The sequence below is a fragment of the Pseudomonas sp. JV245A genome, from assembly GCF_032424515.1.
GTDB classification, from domain to species: domain Bacteria; phylum Pseudomonadota; class Gammaproteobacteria; order Pseudomonadales; family Pseudomonadaceae; genus Aquipseudomonas; species Aquipseudomonas protegens.
Genome location: NZ_VYKE01000022.1, coordinates 22,851 through 40,322, shown reverse-complemented (window position 1 = coordinate 40,322; position 17,472 = coordinate 22,851). Strand labels below are relative to the sequence as shown.

General features: G+C 61.9%; 21 protein-coding genes. 10 read left to right on the top strand and 11 right to left on the bottom strand.

Annotated features, from left to right (window positions below; all coding sequences use genetic code 11):
- Nucleotides 1–69 precede the first annotated feature (69 nt).
- Nucleotides 70–414 carry a hypothetical protein gene (locus F6S12_RS09455; protein ID WP_169897176.1) on the top strand — a complete coding sequence of 115 codons (345 nt, stop codon included), beginning with the start codon at nt 70–72 and terminating at the stop codon, nt 412–414.
- Complete coding sequence (locus F6S12_RS09450) at nt 380–1,171, top strand: crotonase/enoyl-CoA hydratase family protein (protein WP_019092873.1); 792 nt, start codon at nt 380–382, stop codon at nt 1,169–1,171. Before F6S12_RS09455 ends, F6S12_RS09450 begins: the two co-directional genes overlap by 35 nt.
- Before the next feature lie 49 nt (nt 1,172–1,220).
- Here F6S12_RS09450 and F6S12_RS09445 read toward each other — a convergent pair whose 3' ends face one another.
- Nucleotides 1,221–1,976, bottom strand: a complete 756-nt coding sequence (locus tag F6S12_RS09445) for a spermidine synthase (RefSeq protein WP_011062527.1) — start codon at nt 1,974–1,976, stop codon at nt 1,221–1,223.
- 162 nt (nt 1,977–2,138) lie between these two features.
- On the opposite strand from F6S12_RS09445, the gene F6S12_RS09440 reads away from it, so the two are divergent.
- Nucleotides 2,139–3,485, top strand: a complete 1,347-nt coding sequence (locus tag F6S12_RS09440) for a class II 3-deoxy-7-phosphoheptulonate synthase (protein ID WP_011062528.1) — start codon at nt 2,139–2,141, stop codon at nt 3,483–3,485.
- A 67-nt stretch (nt 3,486–3,552) separates the two neighbouring features.
- Here F6S12_RS09440 and F6S12_RS09435 read toward each other — a convergent pair whose 3' ends face one another.
- From F6S12_RS09435 to F6S12_RS09415, 5 genes are all read right to left on the bottom strand, one after another.
- Entirely contained in the window at nt 3,553–4,767 is a 1,215-nt protein-coding gene (locus tag F6S12_RS09435) for a winged helix-turn-helix domain-containing protein (RefSeq protein ID WP_015636534.1), read from the bottom strand.
- 64 nt (nt 4,768–4,831) lie between these two features.
- Complete coding sequence (locus F6S12_RS09430) at nt 4,832–5,053, bottom strand: DUF1127 domain-containing protein (RefSeq protein WP_015636535.1); 222 nt, start codon at nt 5,051–5,053, stop codon at nt 4,832–4,834.
- Nucleotides 5,054–5,183: 130 nt separating this feature from the next.
- Nucleotides 5,184–6,086, bottom strand: coding sequence for a hypothetical protein (locus F6S12_RS09425; protein ID WP_053153090.1), 903 nt, complete (start codon nt 6,084–6,086; stop codon nt 5,184–5,186).
- Nucleotides 6,083–7,558, bottom strand: a complete 1,476-nt coding sequence (locus F6S12_RS09420) for a hypothetical protein (protein WP_315868858.1) — start codon at nt 7,556–7,558, stop codon at nt 6,083–6,085. The genes F6S12_RS09425 and F6S12_RS09420 overlap by 4 nt, the downstream gene beginning before the upstream one ends.
- Nucleotides 7,559–7,987: 429 nt before the next feature.
- Nucleotides 7,988–8,155 carry a hypothetical protein gene (locus F6S12_RS09415; RefSeq protein ID WP_015636538.1) on the bottom strand — a complete coding sequence of 56 codons (168 nt, stop codon included), beginning with the start codon at nt 8,153–8,155 and terminating at the stop codon, nt 7,988–7,990.
- A 415-nt stretch (nt 8,156–8,570) separates the two neighbouring features.
- Between F6S12_RS09415 and F6S12_RS09410 the strand changes: the two genes are divergently transcribed.
- Both F6S12_RS09410 and F6S12_RS09405 read left to right on the top strand, forming a co-directional pair.
- A complete protein-coding gene (locus F6S12_RS09410) occupies nt 8,571–9,140 on the top strand; it encodes a peroxiredoxin (RefSeq protein ID WP_315868857.1) in 570 nt (189 codons plus the stop codon).
- A 72-nt stretch (nt 9,141–9,212) separates the two neighbouring features.
- On the top strand, nt 9,213–10,067 hold the full coding sequence (locus F6S12_RS09405; RefSeq protein ID WP_041119395.1) for a LysR substrate-binding domain-containing protein: 855 nt from the start codon (nt 9,213–9,215) through the stop codon (nt 10,065–10,067).
- Here the strand turns inward: F6S12_RS09405 and F6S12_RS09400 are convergent.
- Nucleotides 10,057–10,806: a sulfite exporter TauE/SafE family protein gene (locus tag F6S12_RS09400; RefSeq protein WP_011062534.1), complete on the bottom strand. Its 750-nt coding sequence runs from the start codon at nt 10,804–10,806 to the stop codon at nt 10,057–10,059. The genes F6S12_RS09405 and F6S12_RS09400 overlap by 11 nt on opposite strands.
- Before the next feature lie 105 nt (nt 10,807–10,911).
- On the opposite strand from F6S12_RS09400, the gene F6S12_RS09395 reads away from it, so the two are divergent.
- The 3 genes from F6S12_RS09395 to F6S12_RS09385 all read left to right on the top strand — a co-directional run bounded on the left by F6S12_RS09395 (nt 10,912) and on the right by F6S12_RS09385 (nt 13,038).
- Entirely contained in the window at nt 10,912–11,862 is a 951-nt protein-coding gene (locus F6S12_RS09395) for a LysR family transcriptional regulator (protein WP_011062535.1), read from the top strand.
- 76 nt (nt 11,863–11,938) lie between these two features.
- Nucleotides 11,939–12,400 carry a MarR family winged helix-turn-helix transcriptional regulator gene (locus F6S12_RS09390; protein ID WP_053153230.1) on the top strand — a complete coding sequence of 154 codons (462 nt, stop codon included), beginning with the start codon at nt 11,939–11,941 and terminating at the stop codon, nt 12,398–12,400.
- Between the two features lie 218 nt (nt 12,401–12,618).
- The gene (locus F6S12_RS09385) at nt 12,619–13,038 is read left to right on the top strand and encodes an organic hydroperoxide resistance protein (RefSeq protein WP_015636541.1); all 420 of its coding nucleotides are present in this window, start codon (nt 12,619–12,621) and stop codon (nt 13,036–13,038) included.
- Between the two features lie 71 nt (nt 13,039–13,109).
- On the opposite strand, the gene F6S12_RS09380 is transcribed toward F6S12_RS09385, so the two are convergent.
- Complete coding sequence (locus tag F6S12_RS09380; protein WP_007931398.1) at nt 13,110–13,682, bottom strand: elongation factor P; 573 nt, start codon at nt 13,680–13,682, stop codon at nt 13,110–13,112.
- Between the two features lie 48 nt (nt 13,683–13,730).
- Complete coding sequence (gene earP, locus F6S12_RS09375; RefSeq protein WP_315868856.1) at nt 13,731–14,864, bottom strand: elongation factor P maturation arginine rhamnosyltransferase EarP; 1,134 nt, start codon at nt 14,862–14,864, stop codon at nt 13,731–13,733.
- Between the two features lie 123 nt (nt 14,865–14,987).
- Here earP and F6S12_RS09370 point away from each other — a divergent pair, with 123 nt between their 5' ends.
- Both F6S12_RS09370 and F6S12_RS09365 read left to right on the top strand, forming a co-directional pair.
- On the top strand, nt 14,988–15,386 hold the full coding sequence (locus F6S12_RS09370) for a hypothetical protein (RefSeq protein ID WP_011062539.1): 399 nt from the start codon (nt 14,988–14,990) through the stop codon (nt 15,384–15,386).
- A 2-nt stretch (nt 15,387–15,388) separates the two neighbouring features.
- Nucleotides 15,389–15,871 (top strand): GreA/GreB family elongation factor, encoded by a 483-nt coding sequence (locus tag F6S12_RS09365; RefSeq protein WP_015636543.1) that lies wholly within the window; start codon nt 15,389–15,391, stop codon nt 15,869–15,871.
- A 12-nt stretch (nt 15,872–15,883) separates the two neighbouring features.
- On the opposite strand, the gene cysB is transcribed toward F6S12_RS09365, so the two are convergent.
- Together cysB and F6S12_RS09355 are read right to left on the bottom strand one after the other, a co-directional pair.
- The gene (cysB, locus tag F6S12_RS09360; RefSeq protein ID WP_011062541.1) at nt 15,884–16,858 is read right to left on the bottom strand and encodes an HTH-type transcriptional regulator CysB; all 975 of its coding nucleotides are present in this window, start codon (nt 16,856–16,858) and stop codon (nt 15,884–15,886) included.
- Between the two features lie 111 nt (nt 16,859–16,969).
- Nucleotides 16,970–17,470: a universal stress protein gene (locus tag F6S12_RS09355; protein ID WP_011062542.1), complete on the bottom strand. Its 501-nt coding sequence runs from the start codon at nt 17,468–17,470 to the stop codon at nt 16,970–16,972.
- Nucleotides 17,471–17,472 lie beyond the last annotated feature (2 nt).

The following is a 17,472-nucleotide window of genomic DNA, read 5'->3' as shown; positions in this document are numbered from 1 at the left end:
AGCTGCGCATGCCGTGTAAGACTCAAGAGTCACCCTGGCAGCTTTGTCGGCGGGGATTTGCGAAAACGATTGGATGAATGGATCGTCAAGGATAGTCCGCGCAGCGGACAAGCAGCCGAAGCTGACTTCGGGGAATTGCATTACCTAAACGTGGCCCGGCTAAAGGCCGGCGCGCACTATACCGGAATTACTCAAAAAAGGGAGTTTTTTTTATCGGAAAAATCCGCTGAACACCCGATTGTCATGGGCTTTGCGCAGACTTCGGCGGCGCGCTATTTTGCTCAGGCCCGGCGCTGTTGGTCATCGCGCTTAAACGGTTCACCTTTGTGCACGAAACCGCCCGCGCCAACCTCCCCTCTTTCTTCCCAGGACAGCGCTCATGAATCAGCCCAGTGCCAGCCGTGTCAGCCGTGAACTACGTGGTCACCTGTTCCTTATCGGCCTGGACCGGGTGGCCAAGCGCAATGCCTTCGACCTCGAGCTGCTCAACCAGTTGAGCCTGGCCTACGGCGAGTTCGAAGCCAGCAGCGAGGCGCGAGTGGCGGTGGTGTTCGGCCACGGCGAGCACTTCACCGCAGGCCTGGACCTGGCCAATGTCGGCGCCGCCCTGGCCCAGGGCTGGCAAGCACCAGCCGGTGGCTGCGACCCCTGGGGCGTGTTCAGCGGCCCACAGGTGAACAAGCCGGTGATCGTCGCCGTACAAGGCTACTGCCTGACCATCGGCATCGAGCTGATGCTGGCCTCCGACATCAATCTCTGCGCCAGCAATACCCGCTTCGCGCAAATGGAGGTGCAACGCGGAATCTTCCCTTTCGGCGGCGCGACCCTGCGCCTGCATCAACTGGCCGGCTGGGGCAATGCCATGCGCTGGTTGCTGACCGGGGACGAATTCGATGCCCATGAAGCCCTGCGCCTGGGCCTGGTGCAGGAGGTCATGGCCAGCGAAGACCTGCTGCCCCGGGCCATCGAACTGGCCGAACGGATTGCCCGCCAGGCACCGCTGGGGGTGCAGGCGACCCTGATGTCGGCACGCCAGGCCAGGCTCGAAGGGGAAACGGCGGCCGCCCAGGGGCTGGCGCCGCTGGTGCACAAACTGATGAACAGTGAGGACGCCAAAGAGGGCGTGCGGGCGATGATCGAAAAACGGCCCGGGGTGTTCAAGGGCTGCTGAACAGGGGCCGGCAGATCGGCTTCGCCGGCCAGCCGGCGCCAGCAAGGGCTTATGTGGCCGGGCGGATCGCCTTGATCAAGGGTTGCAGGGAGTAGCCCAAGCGTGGGGCCAGGGCTTGGGCGCGGGCATTCAGGCCTGGCAGGTCCAGCTCCTGGTCGAGGTCGGACGGCACGATCAGAATCACGTTGCCCTCCTTCACCGGCAACTCCCAGTAATGGCGGTGATAGAGCCCGCGCAACAGGGCGGCGCCCAAGGGCTTGCCATCATCGGTGGCCCACTGGTTGATCACCAGCCAGCCGCCGGGGTTGAGGCGCTTCTGGCAGTTCTCCAGAAACCCCCAGGCCAGATGCCCGACGCCGGGGCCGACGTCGGTGTACAGGTCGACGAAGATCAGGTCGGCGGATTCAGCACTGTCCAGCAGCTCCAGGGCATCGCCGACTCTTATATATAGACGCGGATCGTCGTCCAGCCCCAGGTACTCGATAGCCAGGCGCGGCACGTCCGGTCGCAGTTCGATGGCTTCCACATCTTCCAGGGGCAGGAACTTCAGGCAAGCCTGGGTCAGGGTGCCGGCGCCCAGCCCGAGAAACAACGCGCTCTCCGGCGCCTCATGGCACAGGGCACCGATCAGCATGGCCCGGGTGTAGTCGTACTCCAGCCAACTGGGGTCCGCCGTGAACACACAGCTTTGCTCGATGGCATCGCCAAATTCGAGAAAACGATAGTCCGCCACTTCCAGGACCCGGATCATGCCGAATTCGTCATGCACTTCAGCGAGCAGGCGCTCGACGCGCTCCTCAGTCATTTCATCTCCTAGCCGCGCGGGCACAGAACCTTGCCGGCGCGATAAACCAACCGCTCGGCAGCGAGCGGGAAAGGCGCGATTGTCGGCCAAGCGAGAGGAGCAGGTCACGCACTAATTTGCTGCTAACATGCCCCTCCCACCGTTAAAGCACTCGAGTCCGCGATGAGCCAACCCTGGAGCCCCGACAGCTGGCGCGCCCTGCCGATCCAGCAACAACCCCACTACCCCGATGCCGCGCACCTGCTGCAGGTCGAGCAAAGCCTGGCCAGTTATCCACCGCTGGTGTTTGCCGGTGAAGCCCGGGAGTTGCGTCGCCAGTTTGCCGAAGTCACCCAGGGCCGGGCATTCCTGTTGCAGGGTGGCGATTGTGCCGAGAGCTTCGCCGAATTCTCCGCGGCGAAGATTCGCGACACCTTCAAGGTGCTGCTGCAGATGGCCATCGTCATGACCTTTGCCGCCGGCTGCCCGGTGGTCAAGGTCGGGCGCATGGCCGGCCAGTTCGCCAAGCCGCGCTCGGCCAACGACGAAACCATCAATGGCGTGACCTTGCCGGCCTATCGCGGCGACATCGTCAACGGCATCGGTTTCGATGAAAAAAGCCGGGTGCCGGACCCCGACCGCCTGCTGCAGTCCTACCACCAGGCCACCGCCACCCTCAACCTGCTGCGAGCCTTCGCCCAGGGCGGTTTCGCCGACCTGCACCAGGTGCACAAGTGGAACCTGGACTTCATCGCCAACTCGGCCCTGGCCGAGAAGTACAGCCAACTGGCAGACCGCATCGACGAAACCCTGGCCTTCATGCGTGCCTGCGGCCTGGACAGCGCGCCGCAACTGCGCGAAACCAGCTTCTTCACCGCCCACGAAGCGTTGCTGCTCAACTATGAAGAAGCCTTCGTGCGCCGCGACAGCCTGACCAACGACTACTACGACTGCTCGGCGCACATGCTGTGGATCGGCGATCGCACCCGGCAACTGGACGGCGCCCACGTGGAGTTCCTGCGCGGGGTGAACAACCCGATCGGGGTCAAGGTCGGCCCGAGCATGAACACCGACGAACTGATCCGCCTGATCGATATCCTCAACCCGGAAAACGATCCCGGCCGCCTCAACCTGATCGTGCGCATGGGCGCCAACAAGGTCGGCGATCACCTGCCACAGCTGATCCGCGCGGTGGAAAGCGAAGGCAAGCAGGTGCTGTGGAGCTCGGACCCGATGCACGGCAACACCATCAAGGCCAGCAGCGGCTACAAGACCCGGGATTTCGCGCAGATCCTCACCGAGGTCAAGCAGTTCTTCCAGGTCCACCAGGCCGAAGGCAGCTATGCCGGTGGCATCCATATCGAGATGACCGGGCAGAACGTCACCGAATGCATCGGCGGTGCCCGGCCGATTACCGAGGATGGTTTGTCGGACCGTTACCACACCCATTGCGACCCGCGGATGAATGCCGACCAGTCTCTGGAACTGGCCTTCCTGATTGCCGAGACCTTGAAGCAGGTCAAGCGCTAAGAGCGCTTTCGCCGGCTAGCCCGCTCCTGCAAGGGCTGTGTAGGAGCGGGCTGGCCCGCGAAGCTCTTCACCCCAGCACCTCACGCAGGCGTCGCGCGCCATCACGCTGGCAATTGAGCTGAATCTGTTCCAACCCCAGCCAGTCGGCCATCTTTCGCAATTGCAGGGCCAATGCCCGGACACCCTCGTCGTCCAGACCGAATGGCTCCTCATGCACCGCGTGCACCGCCAGACGCCCCTGGGCCCGCTCCGCCCGCAGGTCGACCCGGGCGGCAATCCGCTCGTTGTGCAGGAACGGCAGCACGTAATAGCCATAGACCCGCTTGTGCTCAGGCGTGTAGATCTCCAGGCGGTAGCGGAAATCGAACAGCCGCTCGGTACGGCTACGCTCCCAGATCAGGGAATCGAAAGGTGACAACAGCGCGCTGGCTTCGACCTTGCGCGGCACCCGCGCCTCGGGCAGGCAATAGGCACTTTGCTTCCAGCCCTGGACCTCACAGCCCAGCAGTTCGCCGGACTCGCACAACTCGGCAAGCCGCGCGCGACTATCGCCGGGATCGAGGCGAAAGTAGTCCCGCAGGTCCTTTTCCGTGGCTACCCCCAGTGCCCCGGCCGCCTGCAGCAGCAACCGGCGCTGGGCCTGGGCTTCCTCCAACGGCATCTGCTGGAGGATCGCCGCCGGGATCACTCGTTCCGGCAAGTCATACAGACGCTCGAAACCGCGGCGGCCGGACACTGTCACCTCACCGGCAGCGAACAGCCATTCCAGGGCATGCTTTTCTTCGCTCCAGTCCCACCAGGGGCCGGCCCGCTCTTCGCGGGTGGAGAGGCTGCCGGCCCCCAGCGCGCCCTGCTGCTCCACGGCCGCCAGCACCCGGCGCAGAGTGGCCTGGCGTTCCTGGCCGAAACGCGCCAGTTGCGAGTAGATACCCTGCCCCTGGCGTGCGCGCTGCATGCGCCAGCGCATCAAGGGGTACATGGACATCGGCAGCAGCGAGGCCTCATGCCCCCAGTACTCGAACAAGGTGCGCTGGCGCCCCTGGCTCCAGGCGGCCTGATCGAGCAGCTGCTGTGGATAACTGCCAAGACGGGAAAACAGCGGCAAGTAATGGGCGCGCACCAGGGCGTTGACCGAATCGATCTGCAACAGGCCCAGGCGCTCGATCTGCTGATTGAGTCGGGAGGCCTTGATCGATGCCGGCGGCTGGCGCCCGCCGAAGCCTTGGGCAGCCAGCGCCAGCCGGCGGGCCTGCTTGAGCGAGAAAGAAGGTAGTGCGGGCATGAGCGTCTCCTGGTCTGCCCGCACGCTAGCGCACCCTGGACCGGCTTGTGTAGTGGCCACCGGGTTATTTGTGCATCGGGTCGTCCCAGAACGGGCGGACCGCTTCATGCTCCACATCCGCCCGGCTCAACCCCAGGTCATGCAGGGCCGAATCGCTCAGGCCGGCAAGCATCCGGCGCTCCTGCGCCAACTCGTGCCAGCGGACCACCTGGTGCCATAGTGCACGTAACGACAACGCCTGAATTGGCAGTTTGTGAACCAGCAGATAACCCTTTTGCGCTTTCATGATCCTGTCCTCCAGTGGGGATGAGCACAGTCTCTTCCCCGAACAAGGATCAATCCAACGAATGTTTCTTATGCAATACATCTCAGGGTTTGATGCTTTGGTTCCCCGCCGGTGTTTCCAGGGACCGCTTTCAGATCCGGTAATCCCCCGGCCAGCCGCCCAGTGGGTCGCGACCGAAACCATCGAGGCTGGCCGCCGCCGACTCTTCACAGGCCAGCAGGCTGTAGCCGCCAAGATCATCGGGCAACGGCAGAGCCGAAGGGGGAGTCAGGACAATGGACGGGTGCAGTTGCCCGAGCAACTCTTGCACCGTGCTGCTGACCGCGGGCCGGGCGCCGTTGATGGCCAGCACCGCCGCCTGCGGGGTCAGGGCTTCGGCAAGGACGGTGTAGCCATGGTTGCTGCAACTGACCGGCAACCGGTGTTCCTGGCGCTGTTCCTCGATGACGCGGGCCGGCTGCTCCTCCACCGACAGGACCACCCCGCAACAGCCGGTTGCAGCAATGATCCGCGCGTCCGGGTAGTGGTTTCGCAGGCTGGTGTAGGTGGACTGCTTGCCGGTGAGCACGATCAGGCCATCGCGCCCATGAAACTGCCGCACCAGCTCTGCCGAGGATTCCTCACTGACCCGCAGCCAATCCTTTACGCCAAGCACGGCCGCCAACTCGCCAATCACTGCACTGGCCTCCTGATAACGGTCGTGACGCACCGACACCGTGGTGGGTATGCCCATCAAGGCAAAGGGCGCGGCGCGGCGGATTGCATGCAGACAAAAGCCGTAATAGGGCAGCAGGCACAGGACTTCCTGGCCATAGCCCTGGCCCGCCCCCTGGTCATCCAGGCTCTCCCTGGCGCGAATCAGCCCCCAGCGAAACAGCGACAGGAGCTCGCCATGCAACACATCGCGCCACTTTTCCAAAGCCATCCTGGGTTCCGGCAAGCGCCTGGCCAGGGCCTCGAAGTCATCACGCTCGAATAACAATTCCTGCAACTGCGCCAGGGGCTCCAGGTTCTGGAAATAGGGCTGGTTCATGTTGCGCTCCAGGCCTGGCGCTGCAGCACCGCGTCCTTGCCGGTGCAATAGTGCTGGCGGATGCCATCCAGAAAGCTCCAGGCCAGTGACGGCAGCATGGCCGCACGCGCCACCGAGTCACCGCCCACGTCGCCCCGCGCCAGCAGGTACTCGATGTTGAGCGACGGCCGCTGATCGTGGCCCAGCTCGTCATCCAGTTCGTCATGGGCTGCCATGGCCCCCAGCAACGCTGCACAGCGCGGGTTGTTGGCGGACACCTGCGAGTAGAAACGCAGGTGACGATCATCGCCACGGCATTCGCTCAGGCTTTTTTGCAGGTAGGTCGAACCGATCAGGTAGCCCTTCCAGTCATGCCGTGCCAGGTCGCTGAGATAACCGACAAAGGCAGTGGTGGTCGGCAAGGGTCGCATCGCTTCCGGGCGCCGGACTCCCAGTTCGCGCAGCCTGGGCTTGAGGATGTCGCAGTGGGTCAGCTCATCCTGCAGGTGCTGCAACAGGTTCTCGCGGATCCGCGCATCCGCACAGGCGGCAATGGCCGGGCTGACATGTCGGGTCGCCGAGGCCAGGTAATGATAGTTCTCCAGCATGTAGCCGATGATCAGCTCATCCGCGCAGCCCTCGGTCATCTGTTGCCACAGGCCGTGGCCGTCCACCGATACCAGCCAGTCGGTGGTCATCTGTTCGATGGCCGCCACACTCTCGGCGCTGGAGCTCTGCCCATTGAGCAACTGCTCATGCACCTGGGTGATCAGTGCGCCAAAAGGCGCCGGGCTCATGACCAGTTGCGTCATTCGCGGCCCCAGGGCATAGCAGGACGCAACGACGGTATCGGCAGGGTTGTCATCGCCGGAACGCTCACCGTTGACCAGGCTCATCACACTGGACGGCCAGACCGGCAGGCCCTGGAAAATTTCCACGTCCAGGGGCGAATCAGCGGCGTGCAACAGTTGGTCCAGCCCCTCCTCGGCCACCAGTTGGGCCGCGGTGACAATGGAGCTGGCACATCCCTGCTCCAGCGCAGTCAGCCAGCGGTAGATCATTTCGCTGAGGCTGCAGACTGCATTGAGCACCGTGGCCACCACCGGCGCGGGGTAGCAGTCCTGAGTGCGCACGGCCTTCTTCCAGTTATCCGAATGCCCATACTGGATGTCGGTGGAAAAATGCCCCAGCACCTTGTCTGTCGCCTTGCGGCTCAACAGGTTGTGGCCCACCAGCAACTCATGCCAACCCAGCACCGCCTCCTGCTCCACCGAGGAGTGCTCCATGAAACCGGAGCAGGCCGCCGACACCAGCTCGCCCATGGCCGCGATCTGCCGGGACAGGTGAATCCACTCCAGGGTTGCGGGCAAAGGCCGGGCCAGCCTGACCATGTCGCCGGAACAGCCGATCAGCTCCAGGGCCTCATTGAAGAACTGCGCATGATCCCACTCCTCCAGCGCATGCCTGGACAGCATCAGGGAGATCGGCGACAACCCTATACCCGGGCTGACCGAGGGGCACATCCTCGAGGCCGCGGCAGCCAGGTAGTGCCGGGTTTCCAGGATATAAGCGTAGAGCGCAGCTTGATCACCCTCTCTTATCTTTCGCCAGATGGGGTGACCATAAACAAACTCTTCTGCAGCGGTATATTGCTCGTTCAGCAGAAAAATAACTTCTTCCGCATTGAACTGGGCGCCCAGCGCCGACAAGTTGAGACTCTGGGCAATGCGTTCGACAATAAAAGCATTATCACTAAGTGTAGAGATAGGCGCTTCCAGACTTCCCAGCAGCAGTACCGAGTGACTGCCGATAGTGCTGCGCGCTAAAAATGGAGGGCTACGCAACGGTTCAGATATATCGATATGAGTAGTTCGAGTAGTGAGGTCCATTTCTGATCCTGCCCTCCAAAGCGTTAGCGTCATTTACTCGACGATGGCTGCCCTAAGTTGCTTCGCCGCCTTCTCCGTACGTTCCACCAGGCCCACCAGCGCCTTGAGGTCTTCCGGCGCCAGCTTGCCGGCTTTGAGCTTGGTCTTGAGCTGTGTCAGCTCGGCAGTGGTTGGCTCAGTGTGTTCCGCTTTCACGTTCATGAAAGGACCCTCCAAAGTTGGTCGCAATCCCAGTACAGACCATCTGTACATGGCAAGCGCAACACTAGTAGCGGATGTTTCTTTAGGCAAACCCAAACAACCACAAAGTTGACCATTAATCGGCCCAGGGCATATTCATTGATTTTTATCGCGCAGCGAAATTAGCAACCAACAACTTATAGCCAACATTCCAGACCTTTTTTGAAAACTTATAGCCAGCACCGATAAGGCTTATCGCCAATAAAACAGCACAACTAAAGCCAAAGACAAAACCAATAAAAGCCACGAGCATTAATTGCTGGATCGAGCATCATTTATCCGCAGTACTACTTGAACTGGAGGAGCACTATCGACACTCTGTTATCCAGCTATCCCTATTGCGATTGCCCAGCGCTACTGATCAGGAGGAAGCGTCATGAGAGACATGCTGAGCGTGGACTGGTCGCGTATCCCGCCCCCCCAGGACGATGGCGCAGCCCGTCACTTGCAAGGCCTGCACTTGCCCGGGCTACGACTGCCCTCCACCTCGGGCGAAGGGGTCGACCTGTCGACGTTGCCCGGCACAACGGTGCTCTATGTCTACCCGCGCATGGGACGACCGGATTTGCCGCTGCTGGAGGGCTGGGACATGACCCCCGGCGCCCGCGGCTGTACCCCGCAGTCCTGCGGCTTTCGCGACCTGGCCGAGGAACTCGCGGCCGCCGGGGCGGCGAACCTGTTCGGCCTCTCGACCCAGGACAGCGACTATCAACGTGAAGCCGTCGAGCGGCTGCACCTGCCCTTTGCCCTGCTCTCCGATGCACAGGGGCAATTGACCGAAGCCCTGGGGCTGCCGATGTTCGAATTGAACGCCACCCGTTTCCTGAAACGCCTGACTCTGATTCTCAAGGCCGGGCAGATCGAAAAGGTGTTCTACCCGGTGTTTCCACCGGACCAGAACGCCCGGCAGGTGCTGGCCTGGCTGCAAGCGCAACGCCAGGGATGACGCCATGGCCTTGCGAGGAATAAGATCAGGCCCAGGAATGCTTCCCGCCCCATGCATCTCAGGATTTGATCAATGTCCCAGTTCCCCAGCATCGACACCGAAGTGCTGCGCACCTTCGTCGCCATCGCCGATGAAGGCGGTTTTACCCGGGCTGGAGAACGGGTCAACCGCACCCAATCGGCGGTGAGCATGCAGATGAAGCGCCTGGAAGAGGACGTGCTGCAACGCCAGCTGTTCCAGCGCGACGGACGCCAGGTCAAGCTGACCGCCGAGGGTCAAGTACTGCTGGGCTATGCCCGGCGCATCCTGAAACTGCATAGCGAAGTGTTCAATACCCTGCGCGAACCGCACATGGTGGGGCTGGTGCGCATCGGCACGCCGGATGACTATGTGATGCGTTTTCTGCCGGGGATTCTGTCGCGCTTCGCCCAGAGCTACCCGCTGATCCAGATCGAAGTGCATTGCGAATCGTCCAAGCAACTGCTGCAACGCCAGGACCTGGACCTGACCATCGTCACCCGAGAGCCGGGCAGCGAGATCGGCCAACTCTTGCGCAAGGAGCGCTTCGTCTGGGCCGTGGCCCAGTGCTTCACGCCCCATGAACAGACGCCACTGCCGCTGGCGATGTTCAACAGCGACTGCTTTTGCCGGCTGTGGGCCTGCAACGCCCTGGATGCCATCGGCCTCGACTATCGCATTGCCTACAACAGCTCCAGCCTGTCGGCAATCATGGCGGTGGTCAGCGCCGGGCTGGCGATCACCGCGCAGCTGGAAAGCCTGATCACGCCGGACCTGCGCATCCTCGGCGAGAACGAAGGGCTGCCGGAGCTGCCCGAGGCCAGCATCATGCTGCTGCGCAACCTCAACCAGCCCTCGCCCATCACCGAATGCCTGGCCGAACACATCGTCGAAGGCTTCAAACTTTAAACGCCAGCATCACCGCACACACCACCAGGAAGCCGCAGAACAGGCCGCGCAACAGCCGCTCGGGCAAGGCGTGGGCGACCTTCACCCCCCAACTGATGCTCAGCAAGCCACCGGCTGCCAGCGGCAGACCGATCGCCCAGTCCACCTGATGGTGAAAGCCATAGGTCACCAGGGTGACCCCGGTGCTGGGTAGCGCCAGCGCCAGGGACAAACCCTGTGCTACCACCTGGGTGGTGCCGAAGACACTGGTCAGTACCGGCGTGGCAACCACTGCGCCCCCCACCCCGAACAGCCCGCCCATGGCCCCGGAAGCGGCGCCCAATACCCCGAGCCAAGGCCAGGGGTAACGCATCTCGCTGCTGGCCGGGGCACTGGCCATGAACATGCGCAGCAGGTTGTAGGCCGACAGCACCAGAAGAAAGGCGACAAAGCCGATGCGCATCTTCTGTGCATCGATGCCCACCGCCCAGATCGAGCCCAGCCAGGCGAAACTGAACCCCATCAGGGCCAGGGGCAAGGCGTGGCGCGCCTCTATGCGGTTGCGCTGGTGATAGCGCCACAGCGCGAGTAGCACATTGGGTACAACCATGACCAGCGCCGTGCCCTGGGCAATCTGCTGGTCCAGGCCAAACAGCACGCCGAGCACCGGAATCGCGATCAAGCCACCGCCAATACCGAACAGCCCGCCCACCGTACCCAACGCCGCGCCCAACAACAGATACATCATCAACTCGATCACAACCGCTCTCCTCACCTGAGAGCTGCATGCTACGCAGTCGGCCCTGGCACGGAAACGCATAGCAACGCACAATGGCTTTGCCGTTTTCGCATAAGCGAGCTGATCATGAATCCCAATACACTGACCGAACAACTGGGTCTGTTTCTTGATGTGCTGGAGGCGGGCAGCTTTTCCGCAGCGGCACGCCGCCATCCGCTGACGCCCTCCGCCGTGGCCCGGCGCATCGACAGCCTGGAAAACGCCGTGGGCACCACTCTGTTCATGCGTACCACCCACGCCGTGGTCGCCACCGCCGCCGGCCAGGCCTTTGCCGAACGGGCCCGGCGTATCGTTGCCGAGCTGCAACTGGCTCGGGCCGAGGCAGTTTCCCTGAGCCATGCCCCGGAGGGCCTGATCCGCATCGACGCCCCCGCTGCCTTCGGGCGCCGCCACTTGGCGCCGGCCATTGCCGATTTCCTGGTGCTCTACCCCGGGCTGGATGTGCAGTTGCACCTGATCGACAGCTTTGTCGACATGCAGGGCTCCCACCTGGGCAAGGTCGACCTGGTGCTGCGCGCCGGCCAGCGCGTGGACACGCGGATGGTCGCCACCTCCCTGGCCAGCATCGTGCGTATCGCCTGTGCCAGCCCCTCCTACCTGAAAAGCCGCGGCACCCCCAGCCACCCCGCCGAACTCAGCCAGCACGACGGCCTCGACTGGGATGGCCTGGCGCCGCTGTTCGCCTGGCGCTTCGAGCTTGACGGCCAGGTGCAGAGCCATCGTCCGCAGCGTATACGCCTTGGTGCCAACAACGCTGAAGCCCTGCTTTCCGGGGCCCTGGCCGGGCTGGGCATTGCCCACCTGCCCACCTGGCTGGTGAGTGAATACCTGCTGCGCGGCGAACTGGTGCCGCTGTTCTGCGAAGGCGGCCTGCCCAAGCCGGAAACCGCCGGCATCTACGCCTTGCGCATGGAACAGCACCCCAATGCCCGTAGCCGCCTGCTGCTGGAGTACCTGAAAAGCCGCTTCAGCCCGGTTCCGCCCTGGGACCTGGCATTGCAAAGCGCAATGGGCTGAAACCTGAGGAAAATTATCTGGCGCATTAAAGACTCGCCCGCTAGATTCATGACCATTAATGATCAAGGCCGCCAACATGACCACCGAACGCTCCCCCCTGGACTCCTGCGATCAACTGCTGCTGGACAACCAGGTGTGCTTTGCCCTGCACTCCACCTCGCTGATGCTGACCAAGGTCTACAAGCCTCTGCTGCAGAAGCTGGGGCTGACCTACCCGCAGTACCTGGCTATGCTGGTGCTCTGGGAACGGGACGGGCTGACGGTCGGCGAGATCAGCCAGCGCCTGCTGACCGACCCCGGCTCCCTGACCCCGCTGCTCAAGCGCCTGGAGGCCGAAGGTCTGCTCAGCCGCACCCGCAGTCGGGAAGATGAACGGGTGGTGATTGTCCAACTGACGGAACAGGGCCGGGTGCTGCGCGAGCAAGCCCGGGACATTCCCCAGTGCATCCTCGGGGCCAGCGGCCGGAGCGTGGAGCAATTGCGTCAGTTGCAGGAAGATTTGCAGGTGTTGCGCGGGCATCTGCAGGGCAGTCTTTGACGCTTTGCTGGCAAGCCAGCCCCCTATGGCTGAGGCTAGCTTCTCAACCGAAAAAATATCTTTTTCAGAATCAATGAGTTGCCCATGACTCAAGGCTAATGGAGGGGTTTTCAGCAAAATTTATCTTGCGCACTAAATATTAGCGAGATACATTTATTTCGCACTTACTTAGCGCGCAAATAATTAGCGCGAAAATCACCTACCACGAGGCTTCCACCATGCAAACTCTCTACACCGCCGTTGCAACCGCCACCGGTGGCCGTGATGGCCGCGCTGTTTCCAATGACCAGATCCTCGACGTCAAACTGGCCACCCCCAAGGAACTCGGTGGTGCCGGTGGCCAGGCGACCAACCCTGAACAGCTGTTCGCAGCCGGTTACTCGGCCTGCTTTATCGGTGCCCTGAAGTTCGTCGCCAGCCAGAGCAAGCGCAAGATCCCGGACGACGCTTCGATCACTGCCCATGTCGGCATCGGCCAGATCTCCGGCGGCTTCGGCCTGGATATCGACCTGCATGTGAGCCTGCCCGGCCTGGCCCAGGACGAAGCGCAAAGCCTGGTGGATGCCGCGCATCAGGTCTGCCCCTACTCCAATGCCACCCGTGGCAATGTGGATGTGCGCCTGCACGTTACGGTCTGAAACGGCAAATTCCAGGCATAAAAAAGCCCGACTCAAGGTCGGGCTTTTTCGTCTACAGGGGCGAGCCAGGTTTAAACCTTGGCGCGGCCTTTGTAGGAACCGCCTTCGCGGGTATCGATCTCGATCATGTCGCCGATTTCGATGAAGTCCGCAACGCTCAGCTCGGTACCGTTTTTCAGTTTGGCAGGCTTCATCACCTTGCCCGAAGTGTCGCCGCGCGCGGAACCTTCGGTGTAGTCAACCTGGCGCACGATGGTGGTCGGCAGGTCAACGGAAACCAGACGGTCTTCGAAGAACACAGCTTCGCAAACGTCGGTCATGCCTTCTTCGATGAACGGCAGAACCGCTTCGATGTCTTCGGCGTTCAGCTCGTACATGGTGTAGTCAGTGGTGTCCATGAACGTGTAGGTGTCGCCGCTGATGAACGACAGGGTCGCTTCTTTGCGATCCAGGATCACGTCGTCCAGTTTGTCGTCCGCACCGTAAACGGTTTCGGTCTTGTAACCGGTCAGCAGGTTCTTCAGCTTGGTCTTCATGATCGCGCTGTTACGACCGGACTTGGTGAATTCAGCTTTCTGAACCAGCCAAGGATCGTTGTCGATACGGATCACGGTACCGGGTTTGAGTTCTTTACCAGTTTTCATTGCGAATATCCGAATTTGGATGGGATTTACAAAAATCTAGGCCGCGTATCATATCCAATTTAGGTAAAACTGCACCAGCGCCGCAGCAAGATCGGGCTGGGAGCCTTGTTCCAGACACCATTGCTCGGCGTGCGCGGCGACTTCCGGCCAGTATTGCAGCAGGTTTTTCCAGGGTTCGGCCATCGATGCTTCGCTGTTCCAGGCCTGCCACAGGGCCAGCACTGCAGCCTTGGCCCCCAGGGAAAGGGTGCGGGTATAGAGGCCGAGAAAAGCTTCGAGCTTGTCCAGGTGGATGTCTTCATCCTGGCGATAGATGTGCCAGAGCATCGGACGCCCGGCCCATTGCGCCCGAACGAAGGAGTCCTCCCCGCGCACCGCGTTGAAGTCGCAGCACCAGAGCAGCCGGTCGTAATCCTCCTGGCGCACGAAGGGCAACACCTGAACGGTCAGCGACTGGCGTACCTGGGGACAGCCCGGCGCCAGCGGTTCCTCTCCCAGCCAGCGCTGCACATCGGCCAGCACGCGGCCCTCGGGCACCAGCAGATGAGTCGGCTGCCCGTCGTCGGCCAGGGCCTGCAACCAACTGGCAACCCCGGCATTTTCGTAGGCGAACAGCGAGATCAAGCGACTGCCGGCAACAGGCGATACGCCCAGGGATTTCAGGAAATCCAGCCGGGCCTGGGGCCTGCCCTGGAAATCCCGGCGCTGCTCGAGCAGCCCGGCCTCGCGCAGCAAGCCGCCGGTATCGGCCTGGAATCCGGGAAAGAAGAAGTACTTCTGCACCCCGCGAAACTTCACGGAAGGCAGGCCATGGCACCCGCCGACCCAGTCCTCGGCGCTCAGGTAGTCCAGGTTCAGCCACAGTGGCGCACGCGCACGGTCGGCCATGGCGTCCATGTAGGCGTGGGGCAACTGGCAGGCGAAAGCCGCGATCACCACATCGGCCGCCGCCTCGTCCGGCCACTGGGCGGGCCAGTGCCGCACCTGGACGCCATCCTGAATCTGGCTGGCCTTTTGGCTATCGATCTGCGGGCAGATCTTTTCGAAAGCGCGCAAATCATCGACCCACAGGCGCACCACACATTGATGCTCGGCCACCAGTTGCCGGGCCAGGCGCCAGGTCACGCCGATGTCGCCGTAGTTGTCGACCACGCTGCAGAAAATATCCCAGGAGGCTTTCATTCCACTCCCCGATTGGCAAAGGCGCCGATTGTCCGCATAAATGCTCCTGCGCAGAAGAGCCAACCGCGATTATCTTCGTGCGACAATCGGCCCTTGCCCAACACCGCCCGCCAGGAGGCAGCCATGTCCCATCGTCCCACCGCACGTCGCTCCTTGCGCATCAGTTTCAACTTCCTGGCGCTCACCGCCAGCATTGCCCTGGGCCTGTGGCTGGGTTTCCTGGCGATCGCCCTGACCTGCTGGCTGGCCTCGCACTACCTTTTCAGCCAGCAATTGGCTCCGGTCGCACAAGCGGTGCAGCAGTTGGCAAAACCACCGGTGGCCGCGCCACCTGAGCCACAAAACCGAATGTTCGAGCAGTACCAGGAAAACCTGCGCAAGAACGAGGAACTGCAATCCCTGGACAACGCCCGCAGCAACCTGCGCAACCTGTCCAACCCCAAATGCCAGTTCTGGTTGCAGCAGGACCAGACCGCGCCGAGCGAAAAAAGCCGGGCCAACGTCCTGCAATTCTGTAATTGACCATGAATAAACAGTCCGTCTGCCAACTGATTCTGCAACAGCTCCGGGACGACCTGGAGGTCGCGGTGCGAGCGGCACAAACCGCTTACGAAACCGCCACCCACGAAGAAAATATCGCCGAGAACAAGTACGACACCCTGGGGCTGGAAGCTTCCTACCTGGCCGCCGGCCAGGCTCGACGGGTCGAGGAAATCCGCCAGGCCCTGGGCCTCTGGCAGAACCTGAGCCTGCGCCCTCATGACCCGCAGAAGGGGATTCAGATCGGTGCGCTGTTGGGGCTGGAAGATGAGAACGGCCACGAACAGTGGCTGTTTCTCGGCCCGGATGGCGCGGGCCTGAAGGTCTACGTGGTGGGGCAACTGGTGACCGTCATCACCCCCCGCTCGCCCCTGGGCAACAGCCTGCTGGGAAAGTTCGAGGACGATGAGGTGGAGATCGTGGTGGCGGGCGCCCGGCAACAGTTCACTGTCACCGAGGTCCGCTAGGCAGGCTGGGGATCAGTGGACCGGCAATTCGACGCCGTCGAACAGCTCTTCCAGTTCCTGCTTGTTATGGCAGGCAATGGCCTTGGCCATGACTTCGCGGGTCAGGTGCGGGGCGAACTTCTCGATGAAATCGCACATGAAGCCACGCAGGAAAGTGCCGCGGCGGAAACCGATCTTGGTGATGCTCGATTCGAACAGTTCACTGGCATCCAGCACCACCAGGTCGCTGTCGAGCTTGGTGTCGACCGCCATCTTCGCCACGATGCCCACGCCCAGGCCCAGGCGCACATAGGTCTTGATCACGTCGGCGTCGGCAGCGGTGAATACCACCTTGGGCGTCAGGCCGCGATGGCTGAAGGCTTCGTCCAACTTGGAGCGACCGGTAAAACCGAACACGTAAGTGACGATCGGGTACTCGGCCAGGGTTTCCAAGGTCAACTTCGGCAGCTTGGTCAGCGGGTGGCCCTGAGGCACTACCACGCAGCGGTTCCAGCGATAGCACGGCATCATCACCAGGTCACCGAACAACTCCAGGGCTTCGGTAGCGATGGCGAAATCCACAGTGCCGTCAGCGGCCATTTCGGCAATCTGCATCGGCGAACCCTGATGCATGTGCAAGGCCACATCCGGGTACTGCTTGATAAAGCTGCTGATCACCGGCGGCAAGGCGTAACGCGCCTGGGTGTGAGTAGTGGCGATGGACAGGGTGCCCTTCTTCTCGTTGGAGAACTCCTGGGCGATCTGCTTGATGCTTTCGACCTTGCGCAGGATCTCGCCGGCGGTGGTGATGATGCGCTCGCCGGCCGGGGTCACGCGGGTCAGATGCTTGCCACTGCGGGCAAAGACCTCGACCCCGAGTTCGTCCTCGAGCAGACGGATCTGCTTGCTGATACCCGGTTGCGATGTGTAAAGGCTTTGCGCGGTAGCGGAGACGTTGAGGTCGTGGTGCGCCACTTCCCAGATGTAGCGCAATTGTTGAAGCTTCATATCAATCCCTCAAAGCAGGTAGACGCCACGGGTATCAGCGACGGTATATAACTATATTAATGGTCAGGAGAATAAATCTAGAACTTTTATTCAGAATTTTCCATTCCATCCTCAGGTATCGCCCTGACGTCGACGCTGCACCAGAGGCACCAGGTAAACCGGGACTTTGGCCAGTTGCAGAACTCGCGTTGCGGTACGCCCCAAAGGCGTTTGCGCCCCCACCCCATGGCTGTGACTTCCTACGATCAGCAAATCCACAGAGAGTTTCCCCGCCTGCTCCAGAATCACCTGGGACGGGTCCCCCTGAAGCACCCGCACCGACTGGATCAAGGTCAGGTCCTGCATCCCCTCCCCCAGCTCCTCGCGAAAACTGTCCAGCACCCGTTGCTCTATATTGGCCATCACTGTATTCAGGCCCTGGCGGTGAAACTCATTCAACGACTGCTCATCCAGGTAGCTCTGCAACACTGATTCGGCGAACAGGCCCATGGGCTCCACGGCGTGCACTACATGTAAGTCGGCATTGAACGTTCGAGCCAGCTCCAGGGCATGTTGCATCACAAAGGGCGCATACAGACCGAGGTCAGTGGCATACAGCATCGAACGAATCATAT